28 protein-coding genes and 2 pseudogenes are annotated in these 24,260 nt (G+C 66.5%); 6 read left to right on the top strand and 24 right to left on the bottom strand.

The features are described from left to right. Positions 1 to 5: 5 nt before the first annotated feature. The 7 genes from fliQ to ACH0AE_RS04190 all read right to left on the bottom strand — a co-directional run bounded on the left by fliQ (position 6) and on the right by ACH0AE_RS04190 (position 4,026). Positions 6 to 278 (bottom strand): flagellar biosynthesis protein FliQ, encoded by a 273-nt coding sequence (fliQ, locus tag ACH0AE_RS04220; RefSeq protein ID WP_294442318.1) that lies wholly within the window; start codon positions 276 to 278, stop codon positions 6 to 8. Between the two features lie 111 nt (positions 279 to 389). Further along, positions 390 to 1,160 (bottom strand): flagellar type III secretion system pore protein FliP, encoded by a 771-nt coding sequence (gene fliP, locus ACH0AE_RS04215; protein ID WP_294442362.1) that lies wholly within the window; start codon positions 1,158 to 1,160, stop codon positions 390 to 392. A gap of 131 nt (positions 1,161 to 1,291) precedes the next feature. Continuing rightward, complete coding sequence (locus ACH0AE_RS04210) at positions 1,292 to 1,558, bottom strand: flagellar biosynthetic protein FliO (RefSeq protein ID WP_294442319.1); 267 nt, start codon at positions 1,556 to 1,558, stop codon at positions 1,292 to 1,294. A gap of 8 nt (positions 1,559 to 1,566) precedes the next feature. After that, complete coding sequence (gene fliN / locus ACH0AE_RS04205; protein ID WP_088333445.1) at positions 1,567 to 1,857, bottom strand: flagellar motor switch protein FliN; 291 nt, start codon at positions 1,855 to 1,857, stop codon at positions 1,567 to 1,569. Next, positions 1,854 to 2,792: a flagellar motor switch protein FliM gene (locus ACH0AE_RS04200; protein ID WP_294442321.1), complete on the bottom strand. Its 939-nt coding sequence runs from the start codon at positions 2,790 to 2,792 to the stop codon at positions 1,854 to 1,856. Before ACH0AE_RS04200 ends, fliN begins: the two co-directional genes overlap by 4 nt. A 6-nt stretch (positions 2,793 to 2,798) precedes the next feature. After that, the gene (gene fliL, locus ACH0AE_RS04195) at positions 2,799 to 3,431 is read right to left on the bottom strand and encodes a flagellar basal body-associated protein FliL (protein WP_294442322.1); all 633 of its coding nucleotides are present in this window, start codon (positions 3,429 to 3,431) and stop codon (positions 2,799 to 2,801) included. A 19-nt stretch (positions 3,432 to 3,450) separates the two neighbouring features. Next, complete coding sequence (locus ACH0AE_RS04190; RefSeq protein ID WP_294442323.1) at positions 3,451 to 4,026, bottom strand: flagellar hook-length control protein FliK; 576 nt, start codon at positions 4,024 to 4,026, stop codon at positions 3,451 to 3,453. A gap of 1,261 nt (positions 4,027 to 5,287) precedes the next feature. Here ACH0AE_RS04190 and ACH0AE_RS04185 point away from each other — a divergent pair. Continuing rightward, positions 5,288 to 5,608, top strand: a complete 321-nt coding sequence (locus ACH0AE_RS04185) for a hypothetical protein (RefSeq protein ID WP_294442324.1) — start codon at positions 5,288 to 5,290, stop codon at positions 5,606 to 5,608. Here ACH0AE_RS04185 and ACH0AE_RS04180 read toward each other — a convergent pair. The 7 genes from ACH0AE_RS04180 to ACH0AE_RS04150 all read right to left on the bottom strand — a co-directional run bounded on the left by ACH0AE_RS04180 (position 5,563) and on the right by ACH0AE_RS04150 (position 12,474). Beyond that, on the bottom strand, positions 5,563 to 5,979 hold the full coding sequence (locus tag ACH0AE_RS04180; RefSeq protein WP_294442325.1) for a hypothetical protein: 417 nt from the start codon (positions 5,977 to 5,979) through the stop codon (positions 5,563 to 5,565). The two genes, ACH0AE_RS04185 and ACH0AE_RS04180, sit on opposite strands and share 46 nt — an antisense overlap. After that, entirely contained in the window at positions 5,972 to 7,300 is a 1,329-nt protein-coding gene (locus ACH0AE_RS04175) for a FliI/YscN family ATPase (protein ID WP_294442326.1), read from the bottom strand. Before ACH0AE_RS04175 ends, ACH0AE_RS04180 begins: the two co-directional genes overlap by 8 nt. A gap of 89 nt (positions 7,301 to 7,389) precedes the next feature. Further along, positions 7,390 to 8,130, bottom strand: coding sequence for a FliH/SctL family protein (locus tag ACH0AE_RS04170; protein ID WP_294442327.1), 741 nt, complete (start codon positions 8,128 to 8,130; stop codon positions 7,390 to 7,392). After that, positions 8,123 to 9,133, bottom strand: a complete 1,011-nt coding sequence (fliG, locus tag ACH0AE_RS04165; RefSeq protein WP_294442328.1) for a flagellar motor switch protein FliG — start codon at positions 9,131 to 9,133, stop codon at positions 8,123 to 8,125. The genes ACH0AE_RS04170 and fliG overlap by 8 nt, the downstream gene beginning before the upstream one ends. Next, complete coding sequence (fliF, locus tag ACH0AE_RS04160) at positions 9,130 to 10,833, bottom strand: flagellar basal-body MS-ring/collar protein FliF (protein ID WP_294442329.1); 1,704 nt, start codon at positions 10,831 to 10,833, stop codon at positions 9,130 to 9,132. The genes fliG and fliF overlap by 4 nt, the downstream gene beginning before the upstream one ends. 1 nt (position 10,834) lies before the next feature. Beyond that, the gene (gene fliE, locus ACH0AE_RS04155; RefSeq protein ID WP_294442331.1) at positions 10,835 to 11,197 is read right to left on the bottom strand and encodes a flagellar hook-basal body complex protein FliE; all 363 of its coding nucleotides are present in this window, start codon (positions 11,195 to 11,197) and stop codon (positions 10,835 to 10,837) included. Next, positions 11,194 to 12,474 (bottom strand): sigma-54-dependent Fis family transcriptional regulator, encoded by a 1,281-nt coding sequence (locus ACH0AE_RS04150; protein ID WP_294442332.1) that lies wholly within the window; start codon positions 12,472 to 12,474, stop codon positions 11,194 to 11,196. The genes fliE and ACH0AE_RS04150 overlap by 4 nt, the downstream gene beginning before the upstream one ends. Before the next feature lie 392 nt (positions 12,475 to 12,866). Here ACH0AE_RS04150 and ACH0AE_RS04145 point away from each other — a divergent pair. After that, positions 12,867 to 14,270: pseudogene (locus ACH0AE_RS04145) on the top strand (flagellin hook IN motif-containing protein); the annotation flags it as partial. Between the two features lie 276 nt (positions 14,271 to 14,546). Then, a pseudogene (locus tag ACH0AE_RS04140) lies at positions 14,547 to 14,801 on the top strand (flagellin); the annotation flags it as partial. A 162-nt stretch (positions 14,802 to 14,963) separates the two neighbouring features. Here the strand turns inward: ACH0AE_RS04140 and ACH0AE_RS04135 are convergent. The 10 genes from ACH0AE_RS04135 to ACH0AE_RS04090 form a co-directional block, all read right to left on the bottom strand. Beyond that, a complete protein-coding gene (locus ACH0AE_RS04135; protein WP_294442333.1) occupies positions 14,964 to 15,554 on the bottom strand; it encodes an urea carboxylase-associated family protein in 591 nt (196 codons plus the stop codon). Continuing rightward, on the bottom strand, positions 15,547 to 16,278 hold the full coding sequence (gene gntA / locus ACH0AE_RS04130) for a guanitoxin biosynthesis heme-dependent pre-guanitoxin N-hydroxylase GntA (RefSeq protein ID WP_294442334.1): 732 nt from the start codon (positions 16,276 to 16,278) through the stop codon (positions 15,547 to 15,549). Before gntA ends, ACH0AE_RS04135 begins: the two co-directional genes overlap by 8 nt. A gap of 93 nt (positions 16,279 to 16,371) precedes the next feature. Beyond that, the gene (locus ACH0AE_RS04125) at positions 16,372 to 17,118 is read right to left on the bottom strand and encodes a sigma-70 family RNA polymerase sigma factor (protein ID WP_294442335.1); all 747 of its coding nucleotides are present in this window, start codon (positions 17,116 to 17,118) and stop codon (positions 16,372 to 16,374) included. Beyond that, complete coding sequence (gene flhA, locus ACH0AE_RS04120; RefSeq protein ID WP_294442336.1) at positions 17,115 to 19,214, bottom strand: flagellar biosynthesis protein FlhA; 2,100 nt, start codon at positions 19,212 to 19,214, stop codon at positions 17,115 to 17,117. Before flhA ends, ACH0AE_RS04125 begins: the two co-directional genes overlap by 4 nt. 5 nt (positions 19,215 to 19,219) lie before the next feature. Next, on the bottom strand, positions 19,220 to 20,089 hold the full coding sequence (locus ACH0AE_RS04115) for a lytic transglycosylase domain-containing protein (RefSeq protein WP_294442337.1): 870 nt from the start codon (positions 20,087 to 20,089) through the stop codon (positions 19,220 to 19,222). Positions 20,090 to 20,241: 152 nt separating this feature from the next. Next, positions 20,242 to 20,550, bottom strand: coding sequence for a hypothetical protein (locus ACH0AE_RS04110; protein ID WP_046407784.1), 309 nt, complete (start codon positions 20,548 to 20,550; stop codon positions 20,242 to 20,244). Beyond that, the gene (flgM, locus tag ACH0AE_RS04105; RefSeq protein WP_294442338.1) at positions 20,537 to 20,812 is read right to left on the bottom strand and encodes a flagellar biosynthesis anti-sigma factor FlgM; all 276 of its coding nucleotides are present in this window, start codon (positions 20,810 to 20,812) and stop codon (positions 20,537 to 20,539) included. Before flgM ends, ACH0AE_RS04110 begins: the two co-directional genes overlap by 14 nt. Positions 20,813 to 20,881: 69 nt before the next feature. Then, entirely contained in the window at positions 20,882 to 21,394 is a 513-nt protein-coding gene (locus ACH0AE_RS04100) for a flagella basal body P-ring formation protein FlgA (RefSeq protein WP_294442339.1), read from the bottom strand. Then, entirely contained in the window at positions 21,391 to 21,909 is a 519-nt protein-coding gene (locus ACH0AE_RS04095; RefSeq protein ID WP_294442340.1) for a flagellar motor protein MotB, read from the bottom strand. Before ACH0AE_RS04095 ends, ACH0AE_RS04100 begins: the two co-directional genes overlap by 4 nt. Further along, positions 21,906 to 22,571 carry a motility protein A gene (locus ACH0AE_RS04090; protein ID WP_294442341.1) on the bottom strand — a complete coding sequence of 222 codons (666 nt, stop codon included), beginning with the start codon at positions 22,569 to 22,571 and terminating at the stop codon, positions 21,906 to 21,908. The genes ACH0AE_RS04095 and ACH0AE_RS04090 overlap by 4 nt, the downstream gene beginning before the upstream one ends. A gap of 228 nt (positions 22,572 to 22,799) precedes the next feature. Between ACH0AE_RS04090 and ACH0AE_RS04085 the strand changes: the two genes are divergently transcribed. Genes ACH0AE_RS04085 through ACH0AE_RS04075 form a run of 3 tightly spaced genes read left to right on the top strand, consistent with a single transcriptional unit; the run spans position 22,800 to position 24,233 of the window. After that, on the top strand, positions 22,800 to 23,138 hold the full coding sequence (locus ACH0AE_RS04085) for a flagellar basal body protein (RefSeq protein WP_046407777.1): 339 nt from the start codon (positions 22,800 to 22,802) through the stop codon (positions 23,136 to 23,138). Between the two features lie 3 nt (positions 23,139 to 23,141). Beyond that, a complete protein-coding gene (flgC, locus tag ACH0AE_RS04080) occupies positions 23,142 to 23,552 on the top strand; it encodes a flagellar basal body rod protein FlgC (protein ID WP_046407775.1) in 411 nt (136 codons plus the stop codon). A 3-nt stretch (positions 23,553 to 23,555) separates the two neighbouring features. Next, on the top strand, positions 23,556 to 24,233 hold the full coding sequence (locus tag ACH0AE_RS04075) for a flagellar hook assembly protein FlgD (RefSeq protein ID WP_406875468.1): 678 nt from the start codon (positions 23,556 to 23,558) through the stop codon (positions 24,231 to 24,233). The last annotated feature ends 27 nt before the right edge of the window (positions 24,234 to 24,260 follow it).

Below are 24,260 nucleotides of genomic sequence, written 5' to 3'. Positions count from 1 at the left end.
CCCGTTTAGCGGACCAGATCCGGGATCCGGTCGAAGATCGAAATGGTGAAATCGGTCAGCAGCCCGAGGATCATCGCCCCGAAAATCACGAGTGACAGGCCGACGACGATCAGCTTCGGCACGAAGCTCAACGTCTGCTCCTGGATCGACGTCGCGGCCTGCACCATGCCAAGGATCAAGCCGGAAACGAGCGCCGGGATCAGGATCGGCGCGGCGGCAAGCGCCAGCACCCAGAGCGTCTGGTTCGCGACGGTCAGGAAGTAATCTGCGTCTACCATGGTCGCCTGCTCAAATCCGTTCGTGCCGAGCGCCGTCGAGGCACGTGCCTCCGAGCCAGCACCATGTTGCCCGTCCCTCGACTTCACTCGGCACGAACGGGAGGATGCCGACTAAGTCGCGAAACTGTTCGCCAGGCTGCCCATCGTTAGCGCCCATCCGTCCACTAACACGAACAGCAGCAGCTTGAACGGCAGCGAAATGATCGTCGGGCTCAGCATCGCCATGCCGAGGCTCATCAGCACGGTCGCGACCACCAGGTCGATCACCAGGAACGGCAGAAAGATGAGGAAGCCGATCTGGAAGGCGGTCTTTAGTTCGCTCGTGACGAAAGCGGGCAGCAGCACCGAATAAGGAATGTCATTCGGGCTCGCATACGGACCGGACTTCGCCATCTCGGCGAACATCGTCACATCCTTTACCCGCGTCTGCTTCGCCATGAAGGCGTGAAGCGGCGCGCCGACCGTCTTGATCAGGTCCGTCCCGCCGATCTGCCCCGCGGCATAAGGCTGCACCGCCGTTGTGTTGATCTGGCTGATCACCGGCGCCATCACGAACATCGACAGGAACAGCGAGAGGCCGATCAGCACTTGATTTGGCGGCGTCTGCTGCAGCCCCATCGCCTGGCGCAGGATCGACAGCACGATGATGATCCGCGTGAAGCTGGTCATCATGAGGAGGATGCCCGGCAGTATGCTCAGCAGGCCCATGATGATGAGGACCTGGAGCGACAGCGACATGGATCCCGAGCCGTTCGCCCCGCCGCCTAGCTGGCCAAGCGCGCGATCCACGGCGTCTCCTGCGCCCGGCACAGCAGGTGCGGCCGGTGCAATCGGCGCGGTCTGGGCAAAGGCAGGCATCGCCACCAGCAGCGCGACGACCATGGCCAGCACGACCAACACGATAGTGTGCGCGCACAGCGGCGGGGCGGCGGTGCGCGAGCGAGCGCCATGCCGCGCCGGCGCTCCGCGCTCCGCGAACAGCGCGATGCCGCTATTGGTGCGGCGAACAGTGATCACAGCTGCGTCTTCCCATCAGCGCGGTCCACCAGCGTCACGCCGCCGCGGCCAACCGACACGAGCAGGCGCTTGCCCTCGAAATCGATGACCGCAAGCCGCAGGCCGGGCGAGATCATCATGGTTTCCTTCACCGTGATCAGCCGCGTCTCGGCGCGGCCCGGCATGCGGCTCTCCAGCCGACGCCACAGGTACAGGCAGCCGATCATCAAGCCGCACACGAGCGGCAGCAGCACGATCAGCTTCAGGATGTAGGACCACAGCATCGGGTGGCTCAGCCGCGCTTGTCGGGGTTGACGAGCTCGGTCATTCGCACGCCGAACCGGTCACCTACGGTCACCACTTCGCCGCGTCCAATAAGCGTGCCGTTGACGAAGACGTCGAGCAGTTCGTTCGCCTGCCGGTCGAGCTCGATCACGCTCGACTCGCCAAGTGCCAGCAGCTCCCGCAGCGTCAGCTGCGTCGAACCGATTTCCACCGTCAGCTTCACGTCGACGTCCTGCAGCAGCCGGAAATTGGCCGCCAACGCGCCGTCCGCAGGGAAGCCCCCGCTCATGTCGTTCATGGATTTAGTCCTTCGAGAGAGGCAAGCGAGGTGAGGCGGATGGCAGCATGGCCGTTCGACGTGCCGACGGTGCCCGTGCCCAGGCGATCATTGCCGACCATCACCGGCACATCCTGGCCGAAGCTGATCGGAATGACGTCGCCGGGCTGAAGTGCCATCAGCTTCGACAGGCGGATCGTCGGCTCGGCCAGAACCGACCGCACCGGAAAGCGGATGTTCATCGCCGCGCGGGTCAGCGCGGTCTGCCACAGCGCATCTTCGGCCGCCGCCTTGGCGACGACCTTGCCGGTCAGCGCGGTGCCGTGCGGCTTCAACGCGGACACTGGGTAAATGAGATCGATAAAGGCAGGCTTTCCGTGGCCCGGCGCCACGCCGAAACGGGTGATGATCATCGCATCGTCGCCATCGAAATCGGAAAGCATCGCGGCGTTGGCTTCGCAGCGTCCGATTGAAAAGCTGACGCGCGCCAGCGGCTCCCAAGCACTGGTCAGCGGCACCGCGATCATCTGCCCCAGCCGCGCGACCATCGCTTCGGCCGCGGGGGAAAATTCGCGCGGCATATCCGCCGGCGCCGCACCGGTGCCACCGAAGAACAGGTCCAGCAGCTCGAGCACGAACTTGCCGTCGAGCACCAGCAGCGCGGTGCGATCGTCCATCCCCAACGGCAGCCACGCGGTCAGCCGGTCCGGCCGTTCCGCGCGATAATCGGCGAAGCGCTGCACCGACAGCGGCTCCGCCCAGGCCCGCACCTCATCGCGCAGCAACGGCTCGAACACGCCGCGCATCCCCCGCGCAAGACGCGCCGAGAGATGCTGCAGCGTATGCAGGTCGCCGAACGGATTGAGCTTCGCCTGCCCCAGGCCGCCCGGCTGGACCGCTTGAGCGCGGGCGCGCTCGCGCCGTTCAGGCGCAGGGGAGGATTTGGCGTTAACCATGCCCGTTCACTGAACAACGAAATTGGTAAAGTAGACGTTACTAACGCCACCAAATCCCTCTTTCTGCTTCAGCGTGGTGTTGACTGCCGCCACCAGCCGCTTGGCCAGCTGCGCCTTCCCCTGGGAGGTAAATACCTGATCTTCCGTGGTATCTCCGAGCGCCATCAGGATCGCTGAGCGGATCGCGATGTCGTTCGTCTTGATGTTCTGGATTACCTTGTCGTCATAGGGGGTCGACACGGCGATGCCGACCTGGATGAAGTGCACCGAATCCTGCAGATTCGCGGTGAACTCCTTTTCAAGCGCATAATAGTTGGAGGCATAAGCCTCGCCACCCGCCCCGTCCGGCGTCGGCATGCCCTCGTGGCCGGCATCGCCTTCGGCTGCTTCACCGCCACCGTCGCCGCCCTCACCGCCGCGCTTCTGCGCGCTCTTGGGCACCAGCTTTGGCGTGTTCGGAGCTTCCGCCGAATGCGCGCCGCTCCCGACCAGGCCGGAGCCGGCAGCATAGAGGCCCGCGCCGACGCCCCCGCCGACCAGCACCATAACGCCAACCGCCATCACGACGATCTTGCCGAGCTTGCCGAGCTTGCCCTTCTTCTTGGACGCGGGCTCGGCCGCTGCTTCCTTTTCAATCATTGCTCAAAAATCCCCGCTCTCATGCGACTCGCTCGTCGGCCGACGACGCGCCCGTCTGGGCAGCATCCGGCGACACGTTGTTGGTGGGCGCGGTGCCGGTGCCAGCGCGCTGTTGCTGTTGCTGTGGATGGCTGCCGCCGTCGCTCGTCTGGGTCGACAAGCGCAGCCCACGCGCTTCCGCCATGTCGGCCAACCGCGGCTGGGCCTCGGCAATCAGCTGGCGCGTCTCGGCGTGCTGCGCCTGGAAGTGCACGGCAACCGTATCGCCGTCGCGGCGCAGCGAGACGTCGATCGTCCCCAGCCGATCGGGCACCAGGCGAATGCTGGTGTCGTTCGCGTTTGCCGCGTCGCGCAGCATCTCGATCCGCTCGATCATCTTGGCTGGCCAAGTGTCGCGCGCCATGTCGAGCGCGGCGTGGCGGCTGCTCTCCGCCGCGGTGACGGCGTGCGCGGCGAGATCCGTCGTGGGAGCGATGGCCACGATCGCCTGCTCCGCGGCAGCCGGGCGACGCTCCTCGCGCACCACTTGTTGAATCGCGGCGGCGAACACCTGCGCGGCCGGCGCGATCCGGTTTGCCTCGGCCGGCTGCAGCACGGGCCCTGCCTGCACACTCGCAGCCGGCAGATGCGCGCCACGATCTCGGCTACTTGCGGCTCCCGAGCCAGTGACCTTGTCCGCCACGGTCTGCGCCGACGCCGACTTATCACTCAGGCCGCTTTCCGGGCTCGGTGACGGGCTGTCGGATAGCGCGGTGTGCGTCCCATCTGGCCCGCCAGCTTCCGGCCGGCTCAGCATCGGGGGCATCGTCGCCGGTCCGACAAGAGCCGGAGCCTCCGCTGGCACGAGCCGCGCGGCGTTACCGCCAGCGAGCGGATCCGCAACTACCTGAGATGGTGACCGCCACATATAGCGCGGAGTCAGCGATGCTACCGGCTCTGCGTTCTCGCACTTCGACACCGAGGCGCCCTCGGAGGAGCGCTGCATCACACCTTCGCCATCGTGATCCAGCCAGCTCACAGGCAGCGGCACCACAGGAGCCGGAGCGTCCACTCGTACCAGCCGCGCGGCGTCGCCGCCAGCAAGTGAGTCCGCCACAACCGAGGATAGCGGCCGCGAGAGTTCAAACGGTGCCCGCCATACGCCGGGGGCGGCATTCCCGTGCTTTGGCGGCATCGCGTAGCCTGCGTGGCGCCTGGCAGTACTTTCGCCGCCGCCGTCCAGCCAGCTTGCCAGCGGAGTCGCTCCCGGCGGCGGCGACTGCGGCGTGTTCGCGAGAGTGCCAACCGGCAACAGATGCGCTGTGTTTCCGCCAGCATGTGGATCCGACATCACCGGAGATGGCGAACGCCACAGATGGCGCGACGTCAGCGGCGCGCCCGAAATTACATTGCGGCGCTTCGACGCCACGGCGCGATCGGATGCGGGCTGCGTCATACCTTCAGCGCCGCTATGCAGCCCGCCCGGCAGTGGGGGCACCGCATCAGCTATGGCGCCCTCCGAAGCCAGCCGCGAGGTGCCGGCAGCAATAGAGTTTGCCACGATTGGATATAGCGGCCGCGAAATATGGGTTGCCTTCGGCGATGGGTCCAGCGCCGCCCCTTGGCTCACCGGCACCGCAGCGCCGGCTGACGGGCTCTGCGCGAAGCTTTTCTCCGCGGCATCAGACGGGCTTACGACCCGGCGCGCTAGCAGTGGCACCAAATTGGCAACCGCGCCACCTGGCGCCGGCCGCGCGGCGTTCCCGTCAGCAAGGGGATTAGGAAGAACCGAAGAAGCCGTCCCCAGCGTGGCAGGCGGCGCAAGGGACACGTCGGGGGCCGTATCGTCGCTCTTCGGTGCCGCGGCGCCTGAATAGATGGCGGTCGTCACCGAAGGCGCGAGCCACAGAACAGTGCCGGCGCCGGCAGTCACGGCGTCATCCTCGCCGCCGGCAACCGGCAAGTCCTTGCCGGCACCTTCCGGCGCCATCGGCATCACCGGTACCATCATCGCAGGCAGCAACGCGGCAAAGCTCTCACCCGCGGCTGCGCCAGCAGGCAGGATACCGGCTGGTGAAGCCACCGGCGGGATAGTGATGGTGCGGATCGACATCATGGATCGGCTTCTCGTCGGATCTATTCCGACGTTAGTTCAGCAAGGATCGTGCCGGATCTTCCGGGTCGGCGGCGCATCCTGAAGCGCCCTGATCGCACGCAACGCCGCTTCCGCTTCGCCGCGCGCGATCAGCTTCTCCACCGCCGTCTGATCACGCTTGGCAGCACGTGTGGCTTCCACGGCGCGAGCGGCCGCTGCCTCAGCCGCGCGGACGCGATTGTCCACCGCCTGCGCATTGCGGTGCAGCTTTTCCCGATAATGCGCCATTGCCGCGAAGGAGAACGCCGCTCTCAGTCCTTCTTCGGGCGAAACCGCTGCGGCAAGCTGGGCGATCCGCTGCGACAGAGTCATCTCGCTCGACACCTGCTCATGCGCGCGCGTTTCCTCCGCCCGCGCCATGCCAAGCTGAAGCGTACGCACGCGATGCAACCGCTGGAGCTTCTTGTTATCCATCGCCGAACACGCCGGTCAGTTCCGTCACCGCATCCTCCAGTGACACGCTCGCGTCCGCATCCTGCCGGATGAACTCCATGACCGCGGGATGGTAGGCGATCGCTGCGTCGATCGCCGGATCGGCGCCTGCACGATAGGCGCCCATCAGCACCAGATCGCGGTTCTCTTCGTAGGTCGCCAGATGGCGCCGCAGGACTCGTGCGGCCTGAACGTGCGGCTTCACCGCGATGTCAGTCATTACGCGGCTGACGGACTTGGACACGTCGATCGCTGGGTAGACGGCATGCTCGGCAAGCGCGCGGCTCAGCACGATATGGCCGTCTAGGATCGATCGCGCGGAATCCACCACGGGATCGTTGCCGTCGTCGCCGTCCGCCAGCACGGTGTAGATCGCGGTAATGGCGCCGCCGGTGTTCACATCGGTACCGGCGCGCTCGATCAGGTTCGGCAGCATGGCAATCGCAGAAGGCGGATAGCCCCGCGCGGAGGCTGGCTCGCCAAGCGCCAGCCCGATCTCGCGCCCGGCATGCGCCACACGTGTGAGCGAATCCATGATGAGGAGCACATTCTTGCCCTCGGCGCGGAATGCCTCTGCGATCGCCGTCGCGCGCAGCGCGCCGCGGATGCGCAGCACCGGTGAATGGTTGGCCGGCACCGCGACGACCACCGACCGTTTGCGCGCCTCACCCGCCACCTTCGTTTCCAGAAAGTCAGCGACTTCGCGACTGCGCTCACCAATCAGGCCAATGACGATCACGTCCGCCTTGGCCGCGCGCACCATCATGCCGAGCAGCACCGACTTGCCGACGCCCGAGCCCGCCATGATGCCGACGCGCTGACCCTTGCCGATCGTCAGCAAACCGTTGATCGCGCGCACGCCGACATCGAGCGGCTCCAGCACGCGACCACGGTCGAGCGGCGACTGAAGCTTGCCGGCAAGCGGCCAGCGACCGGCGCCGCGGATGGGCCCCAGGCCGTCAATCGGATTTCCCGCGCCATCGACCACCCGGCCCAGCAGCGCCTCGCCAACTTCCGCTTCGCCCGGCGCGCCCGTTGGCCGCACCGGCATCTGCGGCAGCAGCGCGGCGGGGCCGCCGAGGTTCATCAGCAAGGTCCGGCCATTGCGAAAACCGATCACCTCGGCCTCCACGCCCACACGCGCGTCGCCGATCCGGCACACGGTACCTACAGGCAGTGTCAGGCCGACCGCTTCCATCAACAACCCGTCATAGGACGCAAGCCGCCCGGCCACCTTCGGCGCCGGTCGGAAATCGGCATCACCAAGCGCGTCGAGATAATCGGCGGTGAAACGGTTCAGCATTGATTGTCCCGTGGAAGAACACCCGGAACGCGTCGGCAGTCCGGCGTCTGGAGCGCAATCCCGGCGGTTGCCGGGCAGTCAGGAAATGGTCAAGCCGCGGCCGGCACGGCGACCTTGTCGAGTGCACTGGTCAGTTGCTCCAGCCACAGCTCCGGCCCCTCCTCGACGATCGTAGAGGCCGCCTCCAGCACGAAGCTGCCGCGTGTCAGCGCGGCATCGCCGACCGCAAAAACGGTATCCGGCAAGCGGCCCTCAAGCAGCGCCACATCCGCCGGGTTCACGCGCAGGATCGCGCTTTCGCTCTGGTCGGCCAGCAGTTCAGCCGCTGCCTCCACTCGGGCGGCGAGCAGCTCGGCGGAAATGCCGGTATCGCCCACCAGGCGGGTCACGAGATGCAGCACCGTCTGGCGCAGCTGCTGCGCAATACGCTCCCGATCGAGCCGTTCATCGGACTTCAGAGACGCAGCGATGCCCTCGAGCAACGCCAGATCCCGCGCGGTCTGCTGTTCCTGCTCGATCCGCCCCGCAGTATAACCGGCGTCGTAACCGACACGATGCGCCTCCACCAGCGGATCGATCGCCACAACCTCGGCCGCCGCCGTTACTGGATCAAGGCTCGGCGTCTCTTCCTCGTCTATCTCTGTGCCTGCTGACGCAGGACCAAAGCCGTTCGGTGAGGCCGCGAACGCTTCCTCGATTCGCGCGATCAGGTCGCCCGGCGCGAAGCCTGACGGCCGCTCCGCGAACATGCGGTGCAGCCGTACTGCCGCATCATCCTGTCGCGCGGAAAAGCCCGCAACGAACGCACCGCTCACCGCCGCCTCAGACATAATCGTCCTCACCCCCACCCATCATGATAGTACCGTCTTTGGCGAGGTTGCGGGCGATCGCGATGATCACCTTTTGCGCCTCAAGCACTTCGGACAGCTTCATCGGGCCACGCGCTTCCATCTCGTCGCGAATGCCGTCGGCGGCACGGGCAGACATGCAGCCCAGGAACCGGCTGCGCGCCGCTTCGTCGACGCCCTTCAGCGCGCGCGTCAGGATATCGCTGTCGATGTTTCGGATCAGCGTGCCCAGGTTCTTGTCGTCCATGTCGAGCAGGTTGTCGAAGACGAACATCGCCTCCTCGATCGCCCGCGCGGTTTCCTTGTCCAGCTTGAGCAGCTTGGGCATGACCCGCTGCTCGGTTGTCTTGCGCGCACCTTGCAGGATCTTTGCCGCCTCGCGCGTACCGCCCAGCTTGACCTGCGTGCCCTGCGCGGCACTCGCCGCGCGGCTGCCGATCATCGTCTTCAGCGTTTCCACCGCTTCCGGCGTGATCGGGCCAAGCTTTGCGATGCGATGCAGTATCTCCGGCTGCGCAGCATCGGGCAGCAATTCCAGCACCTGCGCCCCGACAGCGGGATCAAGATTCGCGATCAGCAGGGCGGCGACTTGCGGATGCTCCTTCTCGATCATGGCGGCGATGTCGGTCGCGTCAAGCCAGTCGAGCAGTTCGATCTCGCACGCGGCTTCCGGCGGCGTGATCCGCGCCAGGACGCTTTCGGCTTTCTCTTGGCCCAGCGCACGGTGCATCACCGCCTCGATCTTCGGCTTGGGATCGAAGGTGATGCCGGTCCGCTCACGCGCACGGCCGACGAAATCGTCCAGCACGCCCTCCACGTCGGCCTCGCTCACATCGGCGACGGTGTACATGGCGCGGCCAAGTTCGCGCACTTCATCAGGCTCCAGCTTTTGGAGGATCGCTGCGGCTTCCTCCTCGCCCACCAGCATCATCAGCACCGCGGCGCGTTCCGTGCCGGTGAAAGTGCGAAGCGCGATCTCGTTCACTGCGCCGTCGCCTTCATCATGTCACGCACCGCAAGTGCGGCGCGCGCCGGATTGTCACGGGTAAAGCCACGCACCTTGCCGATCCGCTCGTCATAGTTGCGACTGGCCTCGATCTCGTCGAGCGTCACCGGCGGGGTCACTGAGATTTCGGCGCCCCCATTCGCGCCCTCCTCGCCCTCAGCGATGGCCTCGCCCCCGGCGCTGAGCACGGCGTGCGACGGTGCCTCCGCCTCTTCCTTCTTCTTCATCAGCGCCTTGGCCAACGGGCGCACGCCCAGCAACAACACCATCAGCGCAATCACGATCGCCGTCACGTTTCGCGCGATCACCGGCAGCCAGCTATTGTCATACCAGGCCGGGCCGTCACTTGCGCCCTCGCCTTCGCCGGCGAACTTGCGACTGATCACCGTCACCTGGTCATTGCGGGCCTGATCAAAGCCAACGGCTGAGCGAATAAGCTGGGTAATCTGGTTGATTTCGGCTGCGGTGCGGCGGCCCTTCTCCGGTTCGCGCAGCAGGACGGCCACGGATAGACGCTTGACGGCACCCGGTGCCGCGCGGGTGACCGAAACTTCGCGGCCAAGGTCATAGGACCGGGCGAACTGGTCCGATTGCTTGTTCGCGTTCGGCGCCGGGCCACCGGCGATCGGCTGGCCGGACTGAACCGGCTGGCCGTCCGCGCCTACCGCCACCTGCGGCTGCTGCAGCGTCGCAGCCGGCGGCGGCGTGTTGCTCAACGCACCCGGAATGCCGCCGGGCGCCTGTGCGTCGCTTGCCTGGTTGCTGGTCCAGTTGCCGGTTTCGGCACGCAGCGCACCCTGCTTGTCATAGCTTTCACGCGTAGCGGAGGTCTCGTCCATGTTGACGTCGGCCTGCACCTCGGCCGTAAAGTTCCCCGCGCCGATCAGCGGCGTCAGCAGCTGGATCAGCTGCGTGCGATATTTCTCCTCCACCTGCCGCTGCAGCGCGATCCGTTGTTCGGTGCCGCTCTGGCCCATGGCGCCAGGCTTGGAGAGGAGGCCGCCCATTTGGTCGACGATTGTCACGGCTTCGGGCTTCATGCCCGGCACCGACGATGCCACGAGGTTGATGATCGACTGCACCTGCGCCTCGCTCAAAGCGCGGCCTCCCTGCAGCTTCACTACTACGGAGGCGGATGGCTGGGCATTGTCGCGCACGAACACGCTCGATTCCGGCATAGCCAGATGCACGCGCGCCTCGGTGACGACGTCGATCTCCTGGATCGACCGGGCAAGCTCGGTCTCGCGCGCCTGGCGCAGGCGCTCACCCTCGACGGCACGGCTGACGCCCATCGGCAGCTGATCGAGGATCGCGTACCCGCCCGGCGCCGCTTTAGGCAGTCCTTGGCCGGCGAGCAGAAGGCGCGCACGGGAATAATCTTCCTCGTTCACCGTCACCGCATCGGTCGCCTCGTCGATGTGGCTCGTGATGCTGGCGGCGGACAGTGCCTGGGTGACGGCTGCCTTGTCGGCGTCCGGCAGGCCCGAATAGAGCATCTTTTGCGGCGGCGTGGACAATGCCGACCAAGCGAGCGCCGAGGCGCCGATCAGGCTGACCATCAGCGCCATCGGGCCGGCACGGCGGACCGCGGGCTGCGCGAACACGCCCTGGATCTGCTTCAGCGGGTTCGCGAAGCGCTCCGGTATTATCGCGCTCGAAGGGGCAAGTGCGTTAGCCATATCAGACCGGCATGCTCATGATGTCCTTGTACGCGGACAGGATCTTGTTGCGGACTTGCAGCGTCGCCTCGAAACCGACCGACGCTTCCTGGCGGGCGAGCATCACTTTCGCGATGTCGACCGTCTCGCCGCGTTCATAGGCTTCCGACAGAGCGGAGGCCTTTTGCGACTGCGCATTCACGGACTGAAGCGCGCTTTCCATCGTCGCGGCAAAGCTGCCCGCCTGTTGCGCGCCGGAAGCGGGTGCTGTCTGCTCCGCCGCAACGGTCGCGTTCGCACGGCTCAGCGCGGCATTACGCTCCAGGATCTGGGCACGAAGCGCCATCACCCGGTCAATGCCGCCTACCCCACCAACACCGCTCATGCCGTCAGTCTCCGATCGTGCGGCGCAGCGATCTCTTCACCCTGTTCGCGCGCCTTCGCAAGACGGTAACGCAAGGTTCGTTCCGAAATGCCGAGGCGGCGGGCGGTTTCGATACGATTTCCGCCGCACGCCTTCAAAGTCTCTCGAATGGCGGCAAATTCGGTCAGCTGAACCACCGACCCCAGCGTGCTGGCAGGGGTTGCGGCGGCCTCTTCGGCAATGACGAACGGGCGCGGCGCGCTGGCGCGATCGAACAGGATGTGATCGGCCTCGATCGTGTCGCCACCGCAGAACAGCAGGGCGCGCTGGATGACATTCTCGAGTTCGCGGACATTGCCCGGCCAATCGTGCGCGACCAGCTTCGCGATCGCCTCGTGCGAGGGCCAAGGCACCACGGCGCGAACGCCGGCATGGCGCAGGATCATCGTCGCGGCGAGCGCCGGCACGTCCTGCGCGCGATCGGCCAGCGCGCGGGTGGTCAGCGGGAACACCGACAGCCGGTAGTAAAGATCGGCGCGGAAACGGCCCGCAGCGACCTCTTCCTGAAGGTCGCGATTGGCGCAGGCGACGACGCGCACGTCGATGGGCACCGGATGCGTCGCGCCGATCGGTACCACTTCGCGCTCCTGCAGCACACGCAGCAGCTTGGCCTGCAGCGGCAGCGGCATCTCGGCGATCTCGTCGAGCACAATCGTGCCGCCATTCGCTGCGCGAAAAAAGCCTTCGCCGCCGGACGACGCGCCCGTGTAGCTGCCCCTCATATGGCCGAACAGCATCGCTTCCAGCATGGTCTCGGGCAGCGCGGCGCAGTTGATCGCGATGAACGGGCCGTCCGCGCGCCCCGAATTGCGATGGATCGCACGCGCCAGCACTTCCTTGCCGGTGCCGGTCGGCCCGTTGATCAGGACGGTGATGTCGGCCGCAGCGACGCGCTCGGCCAGCGCGAACAGCGCCAGCGTCTCGGGGTCAGCGGCGGTTGGAAGCTCAGGGCCGCCAGCCAGCGCGCGGGCAAAGGCGTTGCCTACCGCCGAATCGCCATGGTCGAACCGCAGCCGCGCCGGCGCGCCGTCGCGAAAGGGCGTAACCTGCGGCGCGCCGCGCGACAGGATGACCGTGCGCGCCGGCACCGGAGAAGCTTCGCCCTCGGTCACCAGCCAGGCAGTGTCCGGCTGCGGCCGGACGGACGGGGCGGCAACAATAAAACCCTGGGCGCGGAGCGATGAAACCAGCGTGACATGCGAATCGGCAACAGCAGCGGACGGAACGATCGAGCGCAAAACTTTTCCCCCACGGAATGATCCTGCCTCTACCGGCCATTTGGTTAACGACCTCTTGAACCGGCAGCCGGCCGGCAGAATTTTTCCGGGCACGCATCGCGCGCGCGCGCGAATGCGCCCGAACGCACCTGCGCACACGAATGGGCGCGTTCCCGCATGAACTTGCGCGCGATGACGGCAACTTGGGCAGCCGCTTGCCGCCTTGCCGGAAAGGCCGGCCAAATCTTGCCGCCTGCCGGCAATCACCAGCGTTAGCGCCCGGCATTTCCCCCCGTCCGGCGGGCCCACAAAAAGTTCTAAAGGCTTCCACGCGTTGGCCGTTTCGTATGGCGACGGCTCGGCCCTCCGCTCCGGGGGCGGCGGGGCGGTCGTAGACACCGAAGGAACCCACCATGACCGTTATCGGAAGCAACATCTCGGCGCTTCGCGCCGCCAACGCATCGACGAAAGCGCAGTCGGATCTCTCGACCGCGATGGAGCGCCTCTCGACCGGCAAGCGCATCAACTCGGCGAAGGACGATGCCGCCGGCCTCGCGATCGCCAGCCGCATGACCAGTCAGATCAAGTCCATGGGTATCGCCGTTCGCAATGCCAACGACGGCATCTCGATGGCGCAGACCGCTGAAGGCGCGCTGAGCGAAGTCACCAACATGCTGCAGCGCATGAAGGAGCTGGCCACCCAGGCTGCCAACGGCACGCTGGGCACGTCGGAGCGTAAGGCGCTGCAGGCAGAAGTGTCTCAGCTGACGGCGCAGATCGACGATATTGCAAAGTCCACGAACTTCAATGGCCTGAAGCTGCTCGACGGCACCGCCAAGAACATCAAGCTCCAGACCGGCGCCAGCGCTGGTGACACCGTCTCGGTTTCGATGGGCTCGGTATCCACGAACGCGCTGGGGCTGAACGGCTACCGCGTCGAGGGTCAGCTGACCACGGGTCGCGTCGGGGACACCCTGGCTGCTGTCGCCAAGGGCGACATCACGCTGAATGGTAAGGCAGCCTTCGCCGCGGATCTGACGGCGGCCACCGACACCGCGAAGGCGTTGGCAAAGGCTGTCAACGACAATAGCGCCAAAACCGGCGTTTCGGCGACGGCCTACAACACGCTGACCGGCAACTCCGTGTCCTCGTCCGGGGTCGAAGCAGGAAAGCTCGAGATCAACGACGTCGAAGTGTCGGGTGCGAATGCGGAGGAACTGGTCAAGAACATCAACCGCGACGTGGCGGGTGTGACCGCGACGCTCAAGGATGGCAAGATCACGTTGTCCAACGACACGGGCATCGCGATCAAGATTGGCGGTACTACTCCAGGTCAGGCTGGCTTCGAAGCTGGTACTTTCCAGGGCTTCGTGGCGCTTTCGAGCAACGATGGCTCGCCGGTCGTCGTTGGAAAGGGCAAAGATGGCAGCGACACAGACTTCGCGTCCGTCGGCCTGAACCAGACCGCAGCCAACGGCGCGGTCACCGGCATCAAGGCGAGCGCGGACGCTCTCGACGAGAGCGACGATCTGAAGATCAACGGCGTCACCATTGGAAAGTCGTCGGACGCGTCGGCCGCATCGAAGGCGGCAGCGATCAACGCAGCATCCGGTGAGACTGGTGTTCAGGCGAGCGCTCGCAATCAGGTGACGTTGGACATCGATCTCACTGCAGTCGCTCCTGACGAATTCAGCATTAACGGCACCGTTGTCGATCTGTCCGCTGCAACGGACACCGCTGCCGTAGTAAAGTCCATCAACGAGGCACAGGTTTCGGGCATCAAGGCGTCGACCGACGCTGACGGCAAGCTGGTGCTGACGTCCGACACTGGGCAGGACATCACGATCAAGGATGATGGCGCCTTCACGACGGCAGTCACCAACGTCGATGGCACAACTGGTGTGTCAGACGGCTCGGCGGCGTCGCGTGGCCAGCTGACCCTGTCTTCGCAAAGCGGCGCGGACATCCGCGTGCAGGGTTCCGCCGCAACGCTTGAAAAGGTGGGTCTCACCGCACAGGGCGGCGAGGACGGAAAGCTGGCTGGCGGCATCTCAATCGCGACGCAGGACGCAGCAACTCAGGCTCTCAGTGCGATCGACGCCGCTCTCGACAAGGTCTCGGCGACGCGCGGCGACCTCGGCGCGGTCCAGAACCGGCTGGAGGTGACGGTGAACAACCTGACCACCACGAGCACCAACCTCGCCGACGCTCGCAGCCGCATCGAGGACGCCGACTTTTCGGCAGAATCGACGGCTCTCGCCAAGGCGCAGATCCTGAGCCAGGCGTCGACCGCGATGCTGGCGCAGGCCAACCAGTCGCAGCAGGGCGTGATGAAGCTTCTCGGCTGATCCGTGAGCGGCACCGGCACCGCCCCCAAATGGGTGCAGGTGCCGCTCCGCTCGGCGCAGCAGAGAAGATGTGGGAGCCCGGTGGCCGATCGGCCGCCGGGTTTTCTTGTTCATGGGCGACGAGCAGAGCGCCGGCTCATTCCCGCGCGCTCTGGCGGCGCGCTAGCCGGCGATCCGATAATCAATCGGCTTGAAGCTGCCGCCGTTGGAATCATACGCTGAACAGGCGGTCAGCCCGATCACCAGGTCCATCGCCGCGCGGAACACGATCTTGTCGCCCGCTTTGCTGATCGGCGGCAGCACGCGCAGCTTGCCGGTCTCGCCATCCACCGGTACGTTCATGAAGCAGTTGAATGCGCTGGGGATCATGTCCTCGGTCACGCCGTAAGGTCCCAGCGCCGCGGCGAGGTTGCCGAAGCAGCCGCGATGCAACGGCTTGTCTGGATAGAAATGCCGGAACGTGTCCACGCTGCACGGCGTCAGCAGGAAATCGTGCCGCCCGACATCGTCGGCAATGATCTCCAGCAACGGGCGCGAGCGGTTGGAATAGAGCGTGTGCCCGGTGGTGAGATAGATCGTCTCCGCATAGTCGAACGTCCGCCCGGAAGAGATCGCCTCCCCCGCGTCGTCCGCGTTGAATGCCAGTAGGTCCGCCACTTGGCATCCTTTCGGATCGATCACCTCAAGCGTTGCGCCCTTCTCCAGCCGGAACGCGGTACCGCTTCGCTCCGGGATGCGCGTCGCCTCAATCATCGGCGGTGGCGCCGGCATCGGTATCAGCGCCGCGATAATGGAACGGGCAGGCCCAGCCTTCATCGACCACGCGGCCGCTATATTGCCGTGCCTCGCTGGCCGCGCCGTGGCGCGCCAGCATCGGATTGCGCGATCCCGCCAGCGCCTCGTCGCGCACCAGGATCTTCTCGCGCATGCCTTCGTAGCGGCCCTCGGCGCGCAGCCGTTCGAACTGGTCGTGCAGGTTGAACACCAGCGCCGGCTTGGCGAAACGGCGCGCGGGGCGGCTGGCATTGGGGTGGATGCCGACGACGAAGAACGCCTCGCCGCCGAAGCTCAGCGAGAAATGCGGATCATCCGGATCATGGCTGACGCGCTGGTCATAAGGCTGGCCGCGCCACACGTCCTTGTCGGATAGCGATTGCACGCGGTCCCACAAGGCGCGCTCGAACGTCGCCTCATCCAGATCGACCGGCCCGTTGAAAACGACCGCGAAGCTGCGAAACAGCGCCGGCTCCTCGCGGTAGGCAGCGGCAAAGCGCATCAGCCCGTCGTGAATGCGCAGATCGTCCCACCCGCTGTCGATCCGGTTGCAGGCAAGGACGCTCAGCGTGCCACGCGCCAGCGCCGCCTTCGCCCCGACGCACGGGAACAAGCGGTCGGCCACATGGTCCTGAAGCAGTCGTTCAAAATGATCCTGGTCGGCGTGGCGCCAGGGAAAGAGCGGTGTTTCGGGCTGCGGCATGGACCGGTCCTACGCACAGCGGCCCGGCCGCGTTCCGTCGATTTGAGTTGATCTCAATCAATATCTTGCGAACGCAAGCTCACGGATTGCCGGTCAGACGCGCAGCATCGCCTTCTTCAAGCGGGCGTGCGCACTCGCCTTGATCTGGCACACCCGCGCCGCGCCGACCCCCAGCACTTCGCCGATTTCCTCGAGGTTCAGTTCCTCCACGTGATACAGTTGGATTACCATCTGCTCGCGCTCGGGCAGCGAAGTGATGGCGGTGATCAGTCGAGCGCGCATCTCCCCCTCCGCCAGCTGGTCAAACGCGCTCGGCTCGTCGCTCGCGAACCAGGGCTGGTCGTCGGCATAGACTTCATCGATCGAATCGAACTTCGCCGCTTCCGCGGTGACATAATCCGCACGCAGCTTCTCTATCGACACGCCGAGCCGCGCCGCACTTTCCGCGTCCGACGGCGCGCGTCCCAGTTCGCCGGTCAGCGCCTGCACCGCACGGTTATAGTCGCGCCGCCGCTTGATCGCACCGCGCGTCATCGCGGCATGGCGGCGAAGCTCGTCGATCATCGCGCCGCGCAGCCGGGTGGTGAGATATTGCTTGAACGTCACCTGCCCGCGATCCTCGAACGATCCCGCAGCCTCGACCAGCGCGACCAGGCCGGTCTGGACCAGATCCTCCACCTCAATCGCAGTCGAAACGCTGCCATGAACGTGCCACGCCAGCCGGCGGACCAGCGGCAGGTGCTCGCGCACCAGGGCGCCTTCGTCGCGCGCGCGCTGCCGCGGCGAATAGGTCAGCGGCATCGCCTCGGCGAAGGCTGCTGCCATCGGCATCGCGCTCATGCCGCCACCGCCATCTGCGGCTGGCCCGCACCGATTGCAGGATGCGTGTCATTCGCGCCGATCACGGCGACGACCTCGACGGCCTTGTCCTCGGGGACTTCGAAGAAGCTCATGACGGGGGTATCCGGCAGACAGGTTTTGACCAACTTGCGGATCGCGACGCGGATCGCGGGCTGAACGACGAGCGCGAAGGGCTTGGCCTCGGCGATCATCGGCTGGGCGGCGCGCTGCAGCGCATCGACAATGCGGCGGCCGAGCTCGGGCTCGACGACATGGCGGCGCGACGGGTCGGACCGCATCGCCTGGCCAAGCAGGCCCTCGAGGCCGCCCTCCAGCGTCATCACGCGCAGCGGCTCGCGCACGCCGCACAATTTCTGGATGATCAGCGGGCCCAGTTCCGGGCGGATCAGCTCGACGATCTCCTCGGCATCCTGCGTGCGCTGCGCCACGACTGCGACGGCAGAGGCGATACGGCGGAATTCCTTCAGCGTGATGCCTTCGTTCAGCAGCGCCTTCAGCACGCTGGTCAGCGTGGTGAGCGACAGCGGCTGCGGCACCATCGAGGCGACGAGCTGCGGGTTGCGCTCCTTCAGCCCGTCGAGCAGCGCCTGAACCTCGTCCGCGCCCAGCAGATCGGCGGCATTGGCGCCAAGCGCATGGTTGAGGTGCGTGGCGATCACGGTGCCGCTATCGACCACCAGGTAACCCGCGCCGGTCGCGGCATCGGCATCACCCGGCGCGATCCACGTCGCGTCGAGGCCAAAGGTGGGGTCCTTCGCCTTCTTGCCCTGCAACTCGCCGAAGCCGGTGCCGGTGTCGAGCGCCAGCATCTCGTCCGGCGACACCTGATCCTCGCCGACGACCACGCCGCCCACGAGGAGGCGATAGGTGTAGGGAGCGAGGTTGATGTCGTCGCGCACCTTCACCTGCGGCACGACGAAGCCGAGTTCCTTCGACAGCTGCCGGCGCACGCCAGTGATCCGGCCCATCAGCGGCGCGCCCTTGCGCTCATCGACCAGCGGCACGAGGCCATAGCCAATGTCGAGATTGACCATCATGCCGTCGGTCACTTCCTCCCAGCCGATGCGCGACTGGTCGACCGGCTCGGGCGCGGCGACTTCCTCGATGGGCGCCGGGCGCTGCGCGATCTTGTGCAGCTTCCACGCGGTGAAGCCGGCGATCGCGGCGGCGGGCAGCAGAATGAGGTGCGGCATGCCCGGCATGACGCCCAACAGGCCAAGGATGCCGGCCACCGGCGTCCAGGTGCGCGGGCTACCGAATTGGCTGCCGATCTGGCCGGCAAGATCCTTCTCGCTCGACACGCGGGTCACGATCGCGGCGGCAGCGATCGACAGCATCAGCGCCGGCAGCTGCGCGACCAGCGCGTCGCCGATCGCGAGCAGCGTATAGGTCTTGGCCGCTTCGGCGATCGACAGCCCGTGACTGACCGGGCCCAGGATCAGCCCGCCGATGATGTTCGCCGCAAGGATCAGGATTGCGGCGATCGCATCGCCCTTCACAAACTTCGACGAACCATCCATCGAGCCGTAGAAATCCGCCTCCGTGGACACCTCGATACGGCGCTTCTTGGCTTCGTCGGGCGTCATCAGTCCGGCGTTGAGATCGGCGTCGATCGCCATCTGCTTGCCGGGCAACGCGTCGAGCGTGAAGCGCGCCGACACTTCGGACACGCGGCCCGCGCCCTTCGTCACCACGATCAGGTTGATGATCATCAGGATCGCGAAGACGAAGATGCCGACGATATAGTCGCCGCCGATCAGGAAGCTTCCGAACGCCTCGATCACATGGCCGGCCGCCGCCTCGCCTTCATGCCCATGCACCAGCACGACGCGCGTCGAGGCCACATTGAGGCCGAGGCGAAACAGCGTCGCGAACAGCAGCACGGTCGGGAAGGACGAGAAGTCGAGTGGCTTCTGCGCGTTCAGCGCGACCATCAGCACGGCCAAGCTGATTGCGATATTGGCGACAAAAAAGATGTCGAGCAGGAAGGCCGGGATCGGCACAACCATCACGAGCACCAGCAGCAGGATCGCGGCGGGCAGCGCCACCTGGCGCGAATTGGCGAGCAGCTTCACTTAGGTCAGCCCCCCATGCTCGCGAGCATCATGTACGCCAGCCGGGCATTATCGGGCGACGGGCGCAGCAGATTGGCGGCCTGCGCCGATGCCTGATTGGCGGTACGGCCCATGGCGGCATTGGCCCAGGTCATGGCGTCGGACGCGGACTGGTTGGCACCGGTGATCACCGTCGCGCCCTCCATGTCGAGCATCTGGGCGGCAAATTGCAGACGCGGCAACGAATTGCCGGCATTGCCGGTGCTGCCGGCAGGCCCTGCCCCGTCGCCGAGCTTCGCGCCGAACCGCTCGTACACGTCGGACAGCGAGCGGGCGGAGCCGTCGCGGTTGAAGAATACGTTGCGGTTCGCGCCGGCCGCGGCGGGGAACATGCTCGCCGCGTTGCGATCGGGCGATACCTGCATTGCCTTCAGGAACTGCTTGGCCCCGCCCAGCCCCAGGAAATGCGCCATGTAGAGATCAGTGCCGGTCGCCTCGCGGCCAAGGCTCGCCTCCAGCGCATCCTTGTTGTCGGACGCATGTTCGGCCGCCATCAGCGACGCGGCTTCGGGGTTGTTGCGCAGGTCGAGGATCGCGCGGCGCAGGCCGGGATCGCTCACCGTCAGGCGTCCGGCGCCATTGCGCTGGATGCCGTCCGCGGCCCAGCCCATGCCATGCTCCGCGCCATGGTTCTTCACCACGGCCAGCCAGCTCTGCTCGATGAACTGATACAGGCCGCTCGCCGACGAGGTGCGCGCACGCGCCGATGCGTTGAAGCCGCTTTCCACCTTCGCCTGGCCAAGCAGGTAATCGAAATCGATCCCGGTCTTGGCAGCGGCGCGCTGGATCGCGGTCTGCACCCGCCCAGCGGCGGCATTGAGAGCGTTGACGGTCATCGGTGCTGAAACATTCCCTGTTCGCAGGAACGATCAGCAAGGAGTGTGCCAGAAGGCGTGTGCGTCAGCGAGGGATCAGGGGCACGCCAGGTCGAACGGCAAACAGGTGCTGCGCGGCCCGAACGCCGCCCGCACCACAGAACGATGACAGATCAGGCGTAGGCCGGTGCCCGACGATAGGAATTGCTGTCCTCACCGGTGAGGAGCTGCAGGCGACGGCGCACATTGGCCGCCATCAGGTTCACGTAAATCCGGCAGGTGTCGTTGAGCCGGTTGGCCTCGTCGGCCAGGTCGCGAAGCTCCGGCCCCGCGGGCCCCTCGCCCAGACCCCGCAGCGTCTCGATCGCGGTCAGCTTTGCCGAGGTCGCCTTTTCCAGCTCGGCGACATTGTTCGCCTTCAGCGCGGCGATCTCGCCGTGCAGCGTGTCGATCACGCGGATAAGGGCATCACGCCTTGTCATTCGACATCCATTCGTAGCGGGCGGCGATCAGCGCGTCGGCGATGGTGGAGGGGGAAAGCGGAAACGTGCCTTTGGCAATCGCTTCCTTGATCTTGGCGACGCGCTCCACATCGACCGGCGCGCTGGCCGACAGCTGCGCCGCCACGGTCGGCGTCGGCGCGGCCTGCGGCTGTTTCGTCACGCCGGCGGCGGCCGCCGGCGTCGTAACGCGCGACACGCCGGCGATGCGGTCGCGCGGTCTCGTCCCGATCGGTTCGACCATAAAAATCCCCGTTGCACCTCGATCCCACCGGCATAAACGGCCGGCGGCGAGGCACCTTTAGGAATTTTTTCACTCCACCCATCCGGGCAGGGTCGCGCGACCAGCGGCAACGGCCACTGCCTGCACCGGCATCTTGCCGCCATCGATTCGCACCATCAGGCGCTGGCCCTCTGCCGCGTCGGCCATGGCGATGCCCTCGCGCGTGATCGAAAAGCCGTCGGATCCCGCCTCGATCACCAAAGGATCGCCGCGCTTGATGACCTTTTCCGCCATCGCGGCCGGCGCCGCGGCGGCGCCCCCCGGCCGGGTCACTACCGTCGCGCCGGCGGGCATGCGGATCGGCACGAACAGCCGCCATTCCGGCGCGGCGCACGACACCACCACGGCATCATGCGCATCGGTGCGCCAGGACAGCGCCACGGTGGAACATTGCTTCAGCCGCAGCCGCGGGTCGATCGCGGCACGCGGGCCGCCATCCTCGCCGATCGACTTGCCGGCAAAGGCGGCGACCGCCTTGTCGAGTGCGGTCGTATCCTGATGGGCGGTGGCAGGCGCAGCGAGCGCCAGGACGAGCGCGATCACATGGATTCTCCGGTAAGGGACAAGGTAACGACGACCTGCCGGCGCGATGGCCGGTCGGCGGTCAGGATGATGATGCGGCCATTCGCCACCGGGGCAAGCGAGGACGCGACGGCGCGCGCGCGATCGGCGGCAAGCACCGCAGCACTGCCGGTCGCGCGATCGACATCGGCGGGTGACCCGTCGACCGCGCCCGTGATGCGCAGCGTCACACGCGGGTCGCGCGCCGCTTCTTCAGCCCAGGCGACAAGGCTGCCCGGCGCGGCCGGCAGGCGCGCAGAGCCGGGTGCGAAGTTGAACATGCCGGCGGCCGCCAGCGGCAATGGATCCGGCCTTGGCGCCGCGGCCGGCTCGCCAAAGGCCGCCCGCACCCCCTGCATCAGCGCGGCGCGGTCAAGATTCTGATTGGCGTGGAGCAGCACGAAGAAGCCGACCAGCAGCAGCGCGAGGTCCGCCAGCGTGATCAGCCACAATGGCCGATGCGCCGCCGCAACGGGAAAGTCGTCGGCTGTCGTCATGCCGCCTCGCTCCGCCGCGCGGGCGAGAAGCTGACCGGCTGCGGCTCCTCGCGCGCGGCCAGCGCGACGAGCGGCGCCTCCAGCCGCTGGCGCTCGAACCCCTCGATCCGCGCCGCCGTCCGCAGCCGCGTGGCAATCGGCAGCGCGACGAGATTGCCCAGCAACGCGCCATAGAGCGTCGCCAGCAGCGCCACCGCCATCGCCCCACCGATCGCTTGCGGATCGGTCATCTGCACGAACATCGCGACCAGCCCGACCAACGTTCCGACCATCCCCATCGACGGCGCGGCTTCCGCCATGCCGGCCCAGATGTCGGCAACCGACACGTGACGCTCGATCCGCGCGCGACGCAGATAGTGCAGCCGTGCGGCGACCTGCGCCGGGCCGTGCCCGTCAACGATATCGGCGATCGCCGCCGCAACATCGGGGTCGGCAATGACCGATCGGTCCAGCGCGAGGACCCCGTGCCGCTTCGCGATCCGGCTGAACGCTCCGATCTGCTCGATCAGCGGATCGGCGCTGAACGGGCGACGCGGCAAAGCGCGCAGCGCGACGATCGCGCCGCCCACATCGCGCAGCGGGCTGCGCAGGATGGCCGACGCCACCGTGCCGCCGCCCACGATGGCAAGCGCTGTTGGATCGAGGAAGGCACCAAAGTTCATCCCCGCGCCTACGCAAGCGCCGGGCCAGTTCCGTCGCCCACGGGCCAAGTCCTTGTTGATACGGCAATCGCGCCGGCTCACCGCCGCCACCCGGCAACCTTGCCGGCCGCCCGGCAACATCTTGCCGCCCGCGCCTTGCTGGCGGGTGGCGCTCTGCCGGCAAGGCGAAGTGGCACACACCTTGCTGGGACACTGCGCGCACAGGCACGTGCAGGAGATTTCAGGCCAATGGCCAACGGCAGTCTTTTCGGGGTTCATGGCGCGGCGCTCGAGGTGCGGGCGCAGCGCATGAACGTGCTCGCCTCCAACATCGCCAACGCCTCCACGCCGAACTTCAAGGCGAAGGACATCGATTTCACCAAGGCGCTCGCCTCGGTGGAGCGGCAGGGCGGCGTCGAGCAGGCGACACTGTACCGCACGCCCGACTCGCCCTCGATGGACGGCAACACGGTCGAGCTCAGCAAGGAGCAGACCGCCTTCGCCGAGAACGCCGTCCAGTATCAGACCACGCTGTCGTTCCTGAACGGTCGCATCAACCAGCTCACCCGCGCGCTGAAGGGAGAATAACCCATGGCGAACCAGCCTCTATCGATCTTCCAGGTCGCTGGCCGCGCAATGTCCGCGCAGCTCGTGCGGATGAACACGACCGCCTCGAACCTCGCCAATGCCGGCGCGGTGACCGGCTCGTCGGAAACCGCCTATCGCAGCATGAAGCCGGTGTTCCGGACACAGTTCGATCAGGCGAGCGGCATGGCTACCGTCAACGTGGAACGCGTCGTCACCGCCGGTGAGGACCCGATCAAGATCCGCGATCCCAACAACCCGATGGCTGATGCCGACGGCTTTGTTTACCAGTCGGCGGTCGATGAAACGCGCGAGCTGGTCGACATGATGGAGACCGCGCGCAGCTACCAGAACAACGTCGAGGTGATGAACACCGCCAAGTCGTTGATCGTCGACACGCTGAAGCTGGGGCGCTGATAGATGGCGACCTCCTTTGACGCCACGATCGGCAATTTGGGCATCGGCACCGCGAACGCGGCGGCCAAGAATGCGGCCGCAAAGTCCCCGACGATGGGCCAGGCCGATTTCCTGAAGCTGATGACCGCGCAGATGAAGAACCAGGATCCCTTCGATCCGGTCGACAATACGCAGATGGTTGCGCAGATGGCGCAATTCTCCTCGCTCGCCGGCATCACGGAGATGGGCTCCACGCTGAAGGCGATCGCCGACAAGCTGGGCGCCACCAGCATGCAGGACGCGGTCAGCTATGTCGGCCGCACCGTGCTGACGCCGGGCAATGTCGCCTACGGCCGCGCCTCGGGGGGTATCGCCGGCGGGATCGAGCTTGGCGCCGATGCCAGCAACGTCACCGTCGCGATCTCCGATGCCAACGGCCAGCTGCTGCACAGCGCCGATCTCGGCGCGCAGAAGGCGGGCACCGTCAGCTACGACTGGGACGGCAAGACCGCGGCCGGCGCGGATGCCGGCCCGGGCCCCTTCACCGTCAGCATCAGCGCCAATGACGGCAGCGGCTCGGTCGCCGCCAACAGCCTCGTCTGGGCGCCCGTCACCTCCGTTTCGACCACCAGCGGCGCTGCCGTCCTCACCTTGCCGGGGATCGGTGAGGTTCCCGCCACCGCCGTTCGCCAGATCGGCTGACCTCTCCCCTCACCTATCCCACGTTCC

The organism is Sphingomonas sp. 179-A 2A2 NHS (assembly GCF_045371305.1).
Taxonomy (GTDB): domain Bacteria; phylum Pseudomonadota; class Alphaproteobacteria; order Sphingomonadales; family Sphingomonadaceae; genus Sphingomonas.
The sequence above is the reverse complement of the archived record's forward strand: the minus strand, read 5'-3'. Positions and strand labels throughout refer to the sequence as shown.